Source organism: Brevibacillus sp. NPDC003359 (genome assembly GCF_042878995.1).
GTDB lineage: Bacteria > Bacillota > Bacilli > Brevibacillales > Brevibacillaceae > Brevibacillus.
Window position 1 is genome coordinate 151,953 of sequence record NZ_JBIAOR010000002.1, and the last position, 14,438, is coordinate 166,390.

General features: G+C 48.4%; 15 protein-coding genes. 3 read left to right on the plus strand and 12 right to left on the minus strand.

The window, feature by feature from the left end; all coding sequences use genetic code 11:
• Positions 1–163: 163 nt before the first annotated feature.
• Entirely contained in the window at positions 164–793 is a 630-nt protein-coding gene (locus ACFYU8_RS10330) for a LysE family translocator (RefSeq protein WP_390297827.1), read from the plus strand.
• 98 nt (positions 794–891) lie between these two features.
• Here ACFYU8_RS10330 and ACFYU8_RS10335 read toward each other — a convergent pair whose 3' ends face one another.
• Together ACFYU8_RS10335 and ACFYU8_RS10340 are read right to left on the minus strand one after the other, a co-directional pair.
• On the minus strand, positions 892–1,449 hold the full coding sequence (locus tag ACFYU8_RS10335; RefSeq protein ID WP_390297830.1) for a GNAT family N-acetyltransferase: 558 nt from the start codon (positions 1,447–1,449) through the stop codon (positions 892–894).
• Positions 1,450–1,639: 190 nt separating this feature from the next.
• Positions 1,640–2,704, minus strand: a complete 1,065-nt coding sequence (locus tag ACFYU8_RS10340; RefSeq protein ID WP_390297833.1) for an HD-GYP domain-containing protein — start codon at positions 2,702–2,704, stop codon at positions 1,640–1,642.
• A 217-nt stretch (positions 2,705–2,921) separates the two neighbouring features.
• On the opposite strand from ACFYU8_RS10340, the gene ACFYU8_RS10345 reads away from it, so the two are divergent.
• Positions 2,922–3,413 carry a Mov34/MPN/PAD-1 family protein gene (locus tag ACFYU8_RS10345; RefSeq protein WP_390297836.1) on the plus strand — a complete coding sequence of 164 codons (492 nt, stop codon included), beginning with the start codon at positions 2,922–2,924 and terminating at the stop codon, positions 3,411–3,413.
• On the opposite strand, the gene ACFYU8_RS10350 is transcribed toward ACFYU8_RS10345, so the two are convergent.
• The 9 genes from ACFYU8_RS10350 to ACFYU8_RS10390 form a co-directional block, all read right to left on the minus strand.
• Positions 3,325–5,151 (minus strand): peptidoglycan D,D-transpeptidase FtsI family protein, encoded by a 1,827-nt coding sequence (locus tag ACFYU8_RS10350; protein WP_390297839.1) that lies wholly within the window; start codon positions 5,149–5,151, stop codon positions 3,325–3,327. The two genes, ACFYU8_RS10345 and ACFYU8_RS10350, sit on opposite strands and share 89 nt — an antisense overlap.
• A gap of 106 nt (positions 5,152–5,257) precedes the next feature.
• On the minus strand, positions 5,258–5,902 hold the full coding sequence (udk, locus tag ACFYU8_RS10355) for a uridine kinase (RefSeq protein WP_106839307.1): 645 nt from the start codon (positions 5,900–5,902) through the stop codon (positions 5,258–5,260).
• Positions 5,903–5,953: 51 nt separating this feature from the next.
• Positions 5,954–6,589, minus strand: a complete 636-nt coding sequence (locus ACFYU8_RS10360; protein WP_390297842.1) for an O-methyltransferase — start codon at positions 6,587–6,589, stop codon at positions 5,954–5,956.
• A gap of 107 nt (positions 6,590–6,696) precedes the next feature.
• Positions 6,697–7,797 (minus strand): endolytic transglycosylase MltG, encoded by a 1,101-nt coding sequence (mltG, locus tag ACFYU8_RS10365; protein ID WP_390297845.1) that lies wholly within the window; start codon positions 7,795–7,797, stop codon positions 6,697–6,699.
• Positions 7,798–7,947: 150 nt separating this feature from the next.
• Positions 7,948–8,238, minus strand: a complete 291-nt coding sequence (locus ACFYU8_RS10370; RefSeq protein ID WP_390297848.1) for a DUF1292 domain-containing protein — start codon at positions 8,236–8,238, stop codon at positions 7,948–7,950.
• Positions 8,239–8,243: 5 nt separating this feature from the next.
• A complete protein-coding gene (ruvX, locus tag ACFYU8_RS10375) occupies positions 8,244–8,660 on the minus strand; it encodes a Holliday junction resolvase RuvX (protein WP_390297851.1) in 417 nt (138 codons plus the stop codon).
• A 10-nt stretch (positions 8,661–8,670) separates the two neighbouring features.
• Complete coding sequence (locus ACFYU8_RS10380; protein WP_007727936.1) at positions 8,671–8,931, minus strand: IreB family regulatory phosphoprotein; 261 nt, start codon at positions 8,929–8,931, stop codon at positions 8,671–8,673.
• A 111-nt stretch (positions 8,932–9,042) separates the two neighbouring features.
• Positions 9,043–11,691 carry an alanine--tRNA ligase gene (alaS, locus tag ACFYU8_RS10385; RefSeq protein ID WP_390297854.1) on the minus strand — a complete coding sequence of 883 codons (2,649 nt, stop codon included), beginning with the start codon at positions 11,689–11,691 and terminating at the stop codon, positions 9,043–9,045.
• Positions 11,692–12,004: 313 nt separating this feature from the next.
• Positions 12,005–13,069 (minus strand): AI-2E family transporter, encoded by a 1,065-nt coding sequence (locus ACFYU8_RS10390; RefSeq protein WP_390297857.1) that lies wholly within the window; start codon positions 13,067–13,069, stop codon positions 12,005–12,007.
• Positions 13,070–13,447: 378 nt separating this feature from the next.
• Between ACFYU8_RS10390 and ACFYU8_RS10395 the strand changes: the two genes are divergently transcribed.
• Positions 13,448–14,134: a TerC family protein gene (locus ACFYU8_RS10395; RefSeq protein WP_390297860.1), complete on the plus strand. Its 687-nt coding sequence runs from the start codon at positions 13,448–13,450 to the stop codon at positions 14,132–14,134.
• A 109-nt stretch (positions 14,135–14,243) separates the two neighbouring features.
• On the opposite strand, the gene ACFYU8_RS10400 is transcribed toward ACFYU8_RS10395, so the two are convergent.
• Positions 14,244–14,438 carry a hypothetical protein gene (locus ACFYU8_RS10400; protein WP_390298607.1) on the minus strand — a complete coding sequence of 65 codons (195 nt, stop codon included), beginning with the start codon at positions 14,436–14,438 and terminating at the stop codon, positions 14,244–14,246.

Here is a 14,438-nt window from a genome sequence, read left to right on the forward strand (position 1 = left end):
ATATATTCAATCCTTTAGCTGCCGGATGAGTTACAATACCAGCATGTGTGCAGAGATCAACTATCCGGCGGTTTAATGGAATAGTTGCAGCGTTCTTGGCAATTCCGTTCATTGGTAATAATGGTTTCTAACTTTGATGAACCACGGAGAGGAGTAATGAAAATTGGTGAGTTTTGGTACTCTTATTGCTTTTGTATTTGTTTCGCTTGGTATGGTCTGTTCTCCTGGTCCTAACATGATTTACCTCATTTCTCGTACGATTTCGCAAGGTCGCACAGCTGGAGTCATCTCGCTTCTTGGTGTTATACTTGGATTCGTAATTTACATGATCGCAACCATGCTCGGTCTCTCGGCGCTTTTCTTAACGGTTCCATTCGTTTACGAATCAGTCAAGTGGGCCGGGGCTGTCTACCTGCTCTGGCTCGCTTGGAATGCGGTCAAACCAGGTGCTGCTTCCATCCTCAAGCCTGATACTCTTCCTATTGAACCGCCGAAAAAGTTATTTTTGATGGGATTGATCACAAATCTACTGAACCCCAAAATTGCTATTTTGTATGTTTCACTCTTACCGCAGTTTGTAGATCCTGCGCAGGGATCGGTGCTCCTGCAAAGTGCTACGTTAGGTCTAACACAAATAGCTGTCAGCTTTACCATTAACCTGCTTATTGTTCTTGTAGCGAGCAGAGTTGCTCTGTGGTTTGGTACACGCCCAACATGGATACGGGTGCAGCGTTTGCTAATGGCAAGTGTCTTGACAGGTCTTGCTGCAAGTCTTGCTTTTGATCGCAGATAGTTCGCTCAATAAAAAACAGCGACCAGTCTAAGACTTTATTTTCAGGTCTTAGGTGGTCGCTGTTTTTTCAAGCCTCGATAGAGGTCCTCTTACGCCTTTTACGCTATGTCCTTCACCATATGGCTCAATTTATGCCCGCTTACGATCACTGTCCCGTCCTCACGGTAGCCAAGTGATTCATACAGCTTGCGCGCACGTGGTTTTTCCTCGTCAACGAGCAAAGCGATCCGGTCATGCCCGCGCTGAATCGCTTCTTTTTCAAAGGCATCGAGCAGAAGTGATCCGATCCCCTTCCCTCTGCATGAAGAATCAACCGCGACAGAATCCAAATAAAATTCGTCGTCCTTTGCTTCTTTTACGAGCGTAATCGTCTCACCAGTCAAACGTTGGACATGCTCAATAAAGGGGCGATCGAGCACCTCTGTTTGGCTTCCATGATAAAAGAGCGCCAGTCCTACCGGTACATCTCCATCCATGGCAATCACCGCGTTTTCGTAGCTGAGTCGGTTATTTGCCTTCGCAAAAAACTCCTCCATCACGCGAATCGCAACCTCTTCCTCCGTTGCACCTGTCAACGTATGCGCGATATCTCCAATGGCATCATAAATTAAGGGCGCAGCAAAAGCTGCATCTGTGGGTTCCGCTTTGCGTATCATGTGTTTCCTCCTTGCGTTTCGAGCATTCGCACGACACGACTCTTTTAGATTCTTTGTATATCATGCACTCTTTCATTGTGTCACAATCTGCCAAGCTGATCGAGCTTTCCCGACGATCGTTCACAGATCAGCAACAATGAAACCGCTCTCATTTTCCAGGAGCGGTTTCACCTTTTTTGCGTCGTCTTCTCTATCCAATCATTTTTTCAATTGTCAGCTTGCGATCATGCCGCAAATCGAGGAATTCACCCATTCTTCTTACCAACGGACGCATTGGTTCATCTTGATGGATGAGAATCACTTCGACTTCTTCCCCACTACTCAACCTCGCCTTCGCACCTACGTACAGCAAGGCAATGTAGCGGACAAACTGCGCAACGATCTCAACGTTCAACGTCCCATTACAAGCTTCCTTCCACAAGAGCTGTGCCGCCTCGAATGGGGACGTCCTCCCTTTGTACACCCGATCAGAGCAGATCGCGTCAAACATGTCGGCAACCGCGAGCACCTGACATTCGATCGGAATGCTATCGGCTTTTCTTTGCTCCGGATAACCAGATCCGTCGAGTCGCTCGTGATGCAGCAAGGCACACAATGCCAACAGCTCAGACGCACCCTTCATCTCACGGATTATTTCATAGCCGTAGACGGTATGCTTCTTCATGATCGCAAATTCTTCTGCACTTAGCTTGCCCGGCTTAAGCAATATTTCCTTCGGTACCCTCATTTTTCCAATATCATGCATAAATCCGGCTGTCCCCATGAATGCTACTCGCTCTTCATCCCATTTCATCAAGCGAGCAATGAGCGAACAGAGAATGCCTACATTTAATGAATGTCGGTATGTATAGCTGTCTGCCCCTTCCAGTACGTACAAGTTCCGGAACAAACCCAAATGCTTCGTCGATTTTTCTGCTACATCAAAAAAGATGTTGGAAAAATGATCAAGACTCGGTGCCCCGCCAACTGTCAGTTCATCGAAGAGAAGTCTCGTTTTGTCGAGAGCTTGTACATAAGCAGCAACGGTCTCAGAGTCTGCTTCTAGTTGAAAGAGTTGAGAAGTAACTTCCTTACCGTTTCCCTCCGTAAGGCTCTGAATAATGTCAACCTCACGCACTCGTTGTTTTTGCAATAAGATCACATGGGCAGCCGTGATCGTCGTGTTTTGTCCCAGCAGCAAAATTCCTTGTTCGGTGTACAAATCAGCCGCTAATACTTGCCCAATCAGTGAGAGATCAACAGGTGCCAAAGGCATACGATCAACCTTTCCAGTCTCCGTCTTTTTAGATGTTGTTCAAAAAGTGGACTTTTTGAACTTGCACTTTTACTCAAATTATAGAAAGGAAGAGGGGGAGTTACAATCTTTTTTTCGACAATTCATAACTTTGCTGGTCACCGTGACCTTTCACTATTCGCATACATATGATATCAAGCAAATGTCAGTGGTTTTATCAAGGAGGGACGAACGTCTCATGACGACGCTGTACATCACACCAAAAGCGTGGAAACAGATTGAGCAGGCCGTACGGAAAAAACCCTCTCTGGAAACAGGAGGGGTCATGATGGGATACCCACTTAGTGAGGATAGATGGGTCGTTACGTATGCAAGTGAACCAGGCCCAAATGCGATTCACCAGCCACATTCTATATTTTTCGATGATAGCCATCTCAATAAGCTCGTCCGCAAATTAAGTAGACATCGACAATGGAAATACATTGGTGATTGGCATAGCCATACGATAAAACGCCTATCTCCCAGCAAAGGTGATAAGAGAACGATCTGGTCAAAAGCGTCGCAATCCATGTACATGTCCTCCTCTCCCCTCATGTTGATCGTCGGACTAGGTAAAAACGATCAAATTAACGCAAGGGGCTTCATCCTCGGAGATACTCTTCGCGAGGTGGGGAAGATTGAACTGTATGATCAGCAAGCTCAGCGACAGCTCGGCGAAAAAGCTCCATAGCCTGATTTTTCCCCGAGCTCGGCTGATTTTCTGCCACAACACAAATAGCGTATCGCGGCTCTTCTAACGGAGCGTACCCGAGAAACCACAGATGGTTGTTTCCATTCGCATCCCCGATTTGCGCAGTCCCGCTTTTGCCCGCCACCTGCCAAGCGGAATGCATGAGCATCTGCCCTGTTCCCTCTGTGACGACTTTGCGCATCATTTTTCGCAATTTGTTGGCTGTGACGTAGTCAATTCCGTCCAAAGAGAGCTCCTGCTCTGGAAACGTGTGGAACGACTGTCCATTTCGGTATGCGATCTCTTTTACTAGCCGTACCTGAGAGCTTTGACCGCCACGCAAAATCGTTACCATCATGTTTGCTGCTTGCAAGGGGGATATTCGTACATCCCGCTGACCGATAGCGCTTTGAATCAGGACGCCTTCATCGTCGCGGGATACTCCCTCTGCAAAAACTCTGCCCGGCTCTTCTCCATCCAGCTGCTTGAAGTTGTTGAGTTTATATAGATGAGGGGTAATATGCCCTACTTGAGTGGTCAAGCCCAGCTTTTTCGCATATTCCTCCAACTTTTCTCCGCCCACCATCTTGGCGATATGTGCAATTGCAATATTGCAGGATTGGGCATACGCTTCTTCCAGTGTCACACTGCCGTGACCTTCTTTTTTCCAGCATGAGAATTGGTACTTCCCGTACTCCCCTGTACATGTGAAACGGTCAATTGGCGAAACGATTCCTTCCGCCAAGGCTGCTGCAGCCACTACTGTTTTATAGACGGAACCAGGCGGGAGTTGTTTGAACACGCGATTCTTCCAGTCGCTTGCGTTACCCGTGACATTCGTTTGATCATAAGTAGGGCGGCTAACAGCTGCAAGAACATCGGCTGTTTGTACGTCCAAAACGACGATACTTCCCTCTTTTAACCCTACTTGATCGGCTGCTGCCTCCATGCTTCGTTGGATTGCTGCATCCAAAGTAGTCGTTAATGACAACGGATAGTATTGATTCGATTGCTTCGTATAGCGAATATCCAGCCCTCGGAGCGGTTGTCCGTGTCCATCTACGTAATAGGACAAGACAGACGGCTCTACCCCCTGTAAAAATCGGTCAAAACTTCGCTCCAGACCAGATGCCCCCACCGTGCTCTCGGCATTCATTTTGCCACTGGACCATTCATCTGGATACAGCTTCTGCACCATGCCGGGGTTTTTATGGATAAAACCAATCAGATGCTTGGCTACTTCATCAGCGCGGTATCGCTCTGTCACCGCCAATGCCACAACTCCCGGAATGGCAAGTGCATTGATTTCCTCGGCCTGCCGCTCTGTGAGCATCACCAGCTTGCCTGACTCCTCTCGCATGAGCAGCGGCGCTTTTGCCCCTTCCATGGTCTCCGACAGCCGTTCCTTGGCTTCTCCGGTTATTTGAGCCAATCGCTGCAAGCCATCTGTTCCTTGCAAGCTCCCACGCGCCAACGGGAACAATATCAAGGCGAGATGCTCTTCTCCAGTAAAGGCGTATCCATTTCGATCCACGATATCGCCACGCCCGCTATGCAGCACGATGCTTTGCTGCCTTTGCTTTACGGCTGCCTTTACCAAATCAACGCCATGCCTGGAAAATCGATGGGGCGAACCGAGTTGAATCCACCACAATCGCACGACCAAACCGAGCCATAACAACGACATGGACAGCAGTACAAGAAAGTGACGTCTTTTGATTCGTCGATCCAGCTGCATCGAATTCCCTCCCTGGCTTTTTTCACCAGTATTGCCGGAATATCCGCGACAGAAACAACGAACAAAGAAAAAAGCACACCGTACGTCACGGTGCACTTTTAGGTGTTTAGGATTGATTGGCGAATTGTTGCTTCTCCAGCAAAATATTGCTGATCTTTGTGGATAACAGATCCAATGCTACTCGGTTGTAGCCGCCCTCTGGGATGATGACGTCTGCATATCTTTTGGTCGGCTCAATAAACTGCAAATGCATCGGTCGAACGACGTTTAAGTACTGTGTTACAACAGAATCGAGGGAACGACCGCGCTCTTCGATGTCACGTACGATTCGGCGTACAATACGCACGTCCGCATCGGTATCGACGAATACCTTGATATCCATCAAATCACGAATCCGCTCATCCTCCAGAATCAGCATTCCTTCCAGAATGATGACATCCTTCGGGTCGACCTGGATTTGCTCCGCCTTGCGGTTATGCTCCTTGAAGTCGTAAATCGGTTTTTGGATCGCTTTTCCTTGCATCAGCTCCTGCAAATGCGCAAGCAACAGATCATTGTCAAAAGCGAATGGATGGTCGTAGTTAGTCAACGCCCGCTCTTCTGGGCTCAAATGGCTTTGATCCTTGTAGTAGGAGTCCTGCTCAATCATCGTTACACTATCATTTTGGAACTGGCGGTACAGCTCCTTTGCTACAGTCGTTTTTCCAGAACCACTGCCTCCCGCTACCCCAATCAATACGGGGTTACCCATGCTTCATGTCCCCTTTCTCATGATGCTTTACACGTTTACGACCCTATGTTTTTATTTCTTTTTCAGACTGATGGCCAGCCCGTCTCCTACTGGGATAAACGTCGTCTCTAAATCAGGACGCTCCATCAGATGTGCATTATAAGAAAGCAGCTTGTCCACCATTGGACGCTGGCGCTTGCCCGCTTCTTCAGGGGTCGCCACTAATCCGCGGAACAGGACATTGTCGCTGATTACCAAACCGCCTTCACGTAGAAGCGGTAGATACAAATCGAGGAATGCTCGATACTGACCTTTCGCCGCATCGATAAACAAGCAGTCAAATTGATACGACTCCGGCAGCCCTAAGGTGGCATCACGTGAGAGAATCTCCACACGGTCTGCACATCCTGCTTCTTTTATATTTGCCCGTGCTCTCACCAATCGATCTTCATCTATGTCCATCGTGACAATTCGCGCTTCCGGTGCAGCTTCTGCAAGCCAAATGGTGGAATAGCCAATTGCCGTTCCCACTTCAAGAATCGCTTTGGGACGATGCAGCAATAACAACATCCGCATGACTTGAGCGGATGGGAGCTGCACAATCGGAATATTTTCCTCTGCCGCCTCCTGCTCCAGTCGCTTGAGCAGCGGAGAACGCTCGGGAACCAGGCTTGACACGTAGTCGTCAATTGCCGGATTGGTAATCATGATTTCACTCCTCTTTCGTTACAACCGAATTATTATAGCACACCTTAGGAAAACTTGGCTACGTCAAGCGCCGTTGATCGCATGCCAAAAAAAAAGAGGAAACTTGGTTAGTTTCCCCTGCTTTTCTTATCATTCGCTTCATGCTCTTGCAGTGTTTTGGAAAAGTAATGCTCAGACGTTCCATCTTTTTTCGTCACGTAGAAAAAGTAATCATGTTTAGCCGGATTCACCACTGCTTCAAGCGAAGCTCTGCCTGGGCTAGCAATCGGCCCCGGTGGCAGTCCAGGATTCGTGTACGTGTTGTACGGGCTTTTTACTTTCAGGTCCTCGAAGGTCAGACGGTCTCGTTGTTTGCCGAGAACAAATTGGACGGTAGCATCTGCCTGCAACGGCCATTTGTCGCGAATCCGATTGTAGTACACGCCTGCTACAAGTGGGCGCTCTTTGTCTGCAGTTACTTCACGCTCAACGATCGATGCGAGATTAACCGCTTCATCCAATGTTAAATCGTACTGCTTCAACTGCTCTGTCCACTCCAGGTTCCATTCCTTTTGGAATTGAGCCAGCATACGCGAAACGACATCATGTGCCGTAGCGTCTTTGTCCACCTCATACGTTTCCGGGAACAAATACCCTTCCAAACGATGTTTTCGGTCTGCATGTTTCGGTATGGCTGCGACAAAAGGATAGTCGGGGAATTTACCTTCATTTACTTCTTTTAAGAATGCCGCCTTCTCTACAATGCCTTCTTTATCGAGATGATCTGCGATCTGTTCGACATTCCAGCCTTCTGGGATCGTAAAGCGGTTCGCATTGATCACCGTGTTTCCTTCCACCATGGCTGTTAGTATCTCGTCGATGGCTTGCCCAGTCGTAAATTGGTATTCTCCCGCCTTAAGCTCAGGCGCCACACCTTTATACTTCACGTAGTAATTAAATACATCGGCATTTCGGATCAGACCTTGTTCTTCCAGTAGTCGACCGATTTTTTGTACGGATGAACCGGACGGAATCGCCACGTTCTTCACCGTTTGTTCACCTGCAACCGGCTGTAATTGCTGGTACACGTACCACGCTGCTCCCCCCGCAGCCAAAATGATCAATAAAAACAAGGCAACCAGCCACATCACAATTCTTCCGCCGCGTCTGCGTCGATGCGCCACTGGGCGGCCGGGGTTAAAATCAGGCTTCGCTGACATTGGTTTCAAGCTAGAAATCCTCCCTTTAGGGTCTCTTTATCTCCATCCCATTCATTATACAAGAGGCTTATCCACCTGTCACTTCATGGGTGATTTTGGCGAAAAAAGACAAACAAAAAAGAGAGCCCGTCAGTTGCGGACCCTCTTGCCACGAATCTATTAAATTCCGTCTTTCTCCAAATCAGCAATCAGAGTTTCGAAGGTAGCTTCTACTTGCTCCCACTCTTCATCATCCTCGATTGGCTGGAGCATGTCTGTACCGTCATAACGCAGGAAGTGAACCTCGTACTCTTCTTCCTCTTCCTGATCTACTGGTACGAGCACCAAATAGCTGCGGTCTTCAATGTCAAAAATGTACATGATACGAAAATCTCGCGGTACCTCGGTACCTTCTTCCGTCAGCGCGATCACATCGCCCACTTCGAACTCTTCCATCATCTCTTCACTCATTGTGGTCACCTCGATTTCGCGTCCATATATCCTTGGAGGATGAAAGTGGCCGCCATTTTATCTATCACTGTCTTCCGCTTTTGACGGCTGACATCAGCAGAGATCAGCATACGCTCTGCCGCCATCGTCGTCAAGCGTTCGTCCCACATGTGGACAGGAAGAGACGTGCGTTCCTCCAAAAGCTTGCCAAATGCTTGACACATTTCAGCACGCGGGCCTATGGTTCCGTTCATGTTTTTGGGCAAACCAACGACGAAAGCCCCAATTTGATACTGCGAAACTAATTCGCTCAGGCGGGCAAGATCCTTTTCCTTGGATTGTCGCTTGATGGTCTCTACTCCTTGCGCAGTCCATCCCAGCTCATCGCTGACAGCCACTCCAATCGTCTTGTCGCCTACATCCAACCCCATCAATCGTGTCATCGTTTTAGGTCTACTTGCGCTCTGACAAGTAAACGGTCACCAACTCTTCTATGATTTTGTCCCGTTCCAATTTGCCGATCAGGCTCCGCGCGTTGTTGTGGCGTGGGATAAACGCCGGGTCGCCAGAAAGCAAGTAACCGACGATCTGGGTGATCGGGTTGTATCCTTTTTCCTGCAGGGCTTTGTACACCTCTGTCAATGTTTCTTGCACATCCGCCGCATTCGCTTCCTTGGGCACCGTGAATTTCATGGTATTATCCAACGAACTCACAATCAACACCTCGATTTCCTTTGAGACTCTTTTTTATTACATACTCTTTCTGTATTCGACTCGGATTTCATTTACTCCTTGTCGATTGTACAAATTTCTCGCGCAATCGCACTATTTCGCTACTGCTTGACTCTTTACGAAGTCAACCACAGCATCCAGTGCTTCTTGTAGCTTGGATGGGTCCTTACCACCGGCTTGCGCCATGTCAGGACGTCCACCACCGCCGCCACCGCAACGCGTTGCGACTTCCTTGATGATCTTACCAGCGTGAATGCCTTGATCCATGAGATCTTTGGTTACACCTGCAACGAGGTTCACCTTGTCGCCATCGACCGCACCCAACACAATGACAGCGGAGCCGAGTTTGTTTTTCAGCTCGTCCACCATACCGCGCAGGTTGTCCATATCGACAGCGGAAACACGTGCAGCCAGTACATTCATGCCGTCTACTTGTTGGAGTTTATCCGTCAACGATGCTGCCTCGATGTTCCCCAGTTTTGCACGCAGGGACTCGTTTTCGCGCTGTACTTCTTTCAATTGTTGTTGCAGACCTTCTACACGTGCAGGTGCTTCAGCCAGTACTGGTGCTTTGAGTGCTTGCGCCACTTCTTTGAGTGTAGTGAACTGCTGGTTCAAGAACTGATAAGCGCCGCGTCCTGTTACTGCTTCGATCCGGCGCGTACCTGCACCGATACCGCTCTCGCTAACCAGCTTGAACAGACCGATTTCCGCGGTATTGTTCACATGGCATCCGCCGCACAGCTCCAGGCTATATTCGCCGACTTTTACAACGCGTACAACATCGCCATATTTTTCACCGAACAACGCCATCGCACCCATAGCTTTTGCCTCAGCCAACGCTTTGTTGGAGATCTCGACACTCAGGTTTGCCCACACTTTTTCATTCACGATTGCTTCGATACGCTCCAGCTCTTCTGGCGTAATGGAGCTAATGTGAGTAAAGTCAAAACGGAGACGCTCTGGTGCTACCAAGGAGCCTGCCTGATTAACATGCGTTCCCAGTACATCCTTGAGTGCTTGGTGCAGCAAGTGAGTCGCTGTATGGTTTTGTGTGATAGCCAGACGTGCTTCACGGTTTACTTCCGCGCGAATCTCAGCGCCTTTACGCAGGGTACCTGCTTCGACGATGACGGAATGTACGTTTTGACCCATTGGTCCTTTTTGTACATCTGTCACACGTGCTTTCACGACATCAGAAATCAGGAAACCTTCGTCATTGATCTGACCGCCGCTTTCTGCATAGAAAGGGGTTTGGCTCAAAACGACTTGTACGGTTTGACCTTCTTCTGCTTCTTCTACCAGCTGGTTGTCCAAAATAATTGCTTCAACTTTACCTGTTGCTACCAATTCAGTATAACCAACAAATTGGCTCGTAACCGTCAAATCAGACAATGGACCACCTTGGATTTGCATGCTGTCTACATCTTGACGTGCTGCACGTGCACGCTCACGCTGTTCTTCCATTGCTTGATCAAAGCCATCGCGATCGACAGTCAGTCCTTGCTCGTCTGCGAAGTCTTCCGTCAAATCAACAGGGAATCCGTAAGTATCGTACATTTTGAACACATCTTGACCAGACAGTTGTGTCTTTCCGCTTTCTTTTGCTGCCTTCACCATGTCAGACAGGATCGCCAGACCGTCGTTCAGTGTCTCGTGGAAACGATCTTCCTCGGCACGAATAACTTTTTCGATGAACGCACGCTTTTGGACAACCTCTGGGTAGAATTCGCCCATCATTGTGCCTACCGTCTCAGTCATGCTGTACAGGAATGGCTTCTCTACGCCCAGCTTTTTCCCCATACGTACGGCACGGCGAAGCAGACGGCGAATGACATAGCCACGTCCTTCATTGGATGGAAGCGCGCCGTCACCGATCGCAAACGCAACCGTACGTGCATGGTCAGCGATTACCTTCAAGGCTACATCCATCTCAGGGCTTGTTTTATACTTCACACCGGAGATTTCCGTGGTCTTTTCGATCAGAGGGAACAGCAAGTCTGTCTCAAAATTGTTATCTACGCCTTGGATGACAGACGCCATGCGCTCAAGACCCATCCCCGTATCAATGTTCTTCTTAGGCAGCGGCGTGTAGGTACCGTCTGGATTGTGGTTGAACTGGGAGAATACCAGGTTCCATACTTCTAGATAACGCTCGTTCTCCCCACCTGGGTACAGCTCAGGGTCGCTCGAGTCGTTTCCGAATGCTTCTCCACGGTCATAGAAAATCTCCGTGTTCGGTCCGCTCGGGCCTTCTCCGATATCCCAGAAGTTGCCCTCCAGTCGGATGATTCGCTCTTCTGGAACACCGATTTTCTTGCTCCACAGCTCAAATGCTTCTTCGTCCTCTGGGTGAATGGTAACGGAGAGCAGCTCCGGATCAAAGCCGATCCATTTTGGGCTCGTCAGAAACTCCCAAGCCCATTCAATCGCTTCTTCCTTGAAGTACTCCCCAATAGAGAAGTTACCCAGCATTTCGAAAAAGGTATGATGGCGAGCAGTACGTCCCACATTTTCAATATCGTTGGTACGAATAGACTTTTGCGAATTCGTGATGCGCGGGTTGTCCGGGATGATGCGGCCGTCAAAATATTTCTTGAGGGTCGCCACACCGCTATTGATCCACAGAAGGGTAGGATCGTCGATTGGAACCAATGGAGCGCTAGGCTCAATGCGATGTCCTTTTTCTACAAAAAAGTCGAGGAACATCTGGCGGATTTGATTGCCTGTCAGTTTCTTCATCTACATTCTCCTCATCTAAAAATAAAAAAAGCCCCCATCCCCTCAGGGACGAGAACTGATTTTCTCGCGGTACCACCCTGCTTACAGGCTCGCTACACGTATCTGAGCCAAGGCCTGTCGCTTAAGTGGCGTCTAACGGTGCCAAGCCGCCGGGTTTTGCCCGGTCTTAGGAGTAGCCTTCTGCTGCTCTTCTTTTGGTCGCCCTCTCAACCATGGAGCGTCCTCTCTGTAAAAGGTCTGCAACATACTCGTTCCCTCATTGATTTCACATAAATCACTTTGTCCATATTATAAATATTTTACCTGATCACTGTCAACTTTCATGCATCATGACAGCGATTCGGCTGACGATCACTTTGCAGACGGCAAGAATCGGGACAGCAACGATAAGCCCGATGATCCCCCCTACGGTCTCCCCTACCAGCAGTGCCAATATAATGAGAAGCGGGTGTAAATGCAAAGAACGACCAACGATGTTGGGAGACAGTATGTTCCCTTCCACGATCTGAATGATGAGATTGACAACGACGACGAGTAGTAGTGTCTTGGTGGAAATCGTAATCGCGATCACAACTGCTGGTGCCGCCCCAATCAATGGTCCGATATAGGGAATGATGTTGGTGAGACATACGAATGCAGCCAGTACAAAAGGATACGGCATGCCGATCCACCTGTAGCCCAAGTATGCGACCCCCCCTACGATCAGGGCTACAATCATTTGTCCATGTATGTATTTGCCCAAGGATTCATTAATATCCCGCAGGACGATCAGCACTTGCTTCCGATAAGCCTTCGGAACAACCGCCATCCCCGTCTCATGCAATTGCTTCATATCTTTCAAAAAGTAAAAAGCGATAAACGGCACGATAGCAAAGGCAAATAGCTTTCCCATTGAATGACGAGCGTTATCCACGATTTTCGCTACAGAATGAGACATCCCCTCATTCGACTGGATGATCACCCGGTCCACACCCTTCGAGATGCTATCCGGCAAGAAATACTTTCGTGCCTCCCACTCACTCATCCATGTATAGTACCAATCCATCAGCCGGGGAATATCGTCTGACAGCTCCACCAATTGTTTCGTGAAAACTGGAATCGCATTAATGATTGCAATGGTAATCACCAATACAAACGATCCATAAATGAGTAGGACTGCCATTAAGCGCGGAACCCTTCTTTTTTCCAGCAATTGCACAATCGGATGGAGTAAGTAAGCAATGACGAGTCCCAATATGACAGGAACGAGCACTTCCTTTATGAGCGAAAACAACTGTGACAGGACTGGTCGGAGCAGCCAAAGCAGATTGCCTATGACCAAAAGTGCGATGAGCCAAACAGCAGCAGCAAATAGACGACTTCGCCGAAGTTCATCCACGTTCCCCAACTCCTCCCTATTGAGTACATCTTTTTTAGCTTGTCTCATTCACATTAATTTCATGTAACCTATTGACACACAATTTCGTGTTCAGTAGTATGTAATTACAAGAGGATATCTCCAAAGGGGAGTAGCTTTTTCGCAACATAGTCGTCATTACGGGATTTTTCCCCGGCTATGTTGGCAACATTTACGAAAATGTTGTAAGCAAGACCTTTGCCGAACAGGTAAAAGGTCTATTTTTGTTTTTCAAACGACCTTTGCCTGTCCCGGGAAAGGTCGTTTTCTTTTTCGCCCCTTTACACACACTATAGGAGGTATCAAGAAAACGGCCAGCGGATTATTCGCTTCCAAAATGGATTAGGAGGAGGAAGAGAAATGGATTTATTGTTAACACCTGAGTTTTGGACTGCATTACTCTCTATTATCATCATCGACCTGGTGCTGGCCGGGGACAACGCGCTCGTCATCGGGATGGCCGCTCGCAACCTGCCTGCGCATCAGCAAAAGCAAGCGATCATTTGGGGAACGGTTGGTGCGATTGTCATTCGCGCGCTGGCGACATTAGCGGTTGTTTGGTTGCTGAAAATTCCTGGTCTGCTGCTTGTAGGTGGTTTGATTCTCATCTGGATCGCCCTCAAGTTGCTGACTCAAGATAATGGTCATGATAATATGAAAGCAAGTGGTACTCTTGGTGCAGCGATTTGGACGATTATCGTTGCCGACACCGTTATGGGCTTGGATAACGTTATCGCTGTAGCAGGTGCAGCACACGGTGATTTCCTTCTGGTAGTTATCGGCTTGATCATCAGTGTTCCGATCATGGTATGGGGTAGCACATTGATCTTGAAGCTGATCGAAAAATATCCGGTTGTCATTTATATCGGTTCTGCTGTATTGGCGTATACCGCTGCGGGCATGGTAACAAGCGAAAAGTTCCTCGCACCGTTCTTTGCATCTTACCCTTGGGTAAAATGGGTATTCATCGTAGCTGTTGTGGTTGGTGTCCTCTTGATCGGACGCATGAAAAGCCAACAGCAAAAACGCTTGGCAGAACAATCTTAATGCAAAACAAGACTCCGTCGTTTCCGCGACGGAGCTTTTTTCATGTATGTCGAAAAAAAAGCACCCGAACACAGTTTATGTTCGGGTGTTTATTTACGTTCCAATTGTGTTAACGAGTAACGGCACGCATCAGCTTGCGACCTGATTTCCACATACGCGTCACATCACGCATGGAGAAGGGCAACTGATTCCAATTCAATGAAAACCGACTGCGACGTCGCGGAGCCATCCAATAGCCAATGATCGCCACAATTCCGCTTGTGGCAAGAACCCGCAACAGGCTTCGAGTGAACAAGCGTGCCAC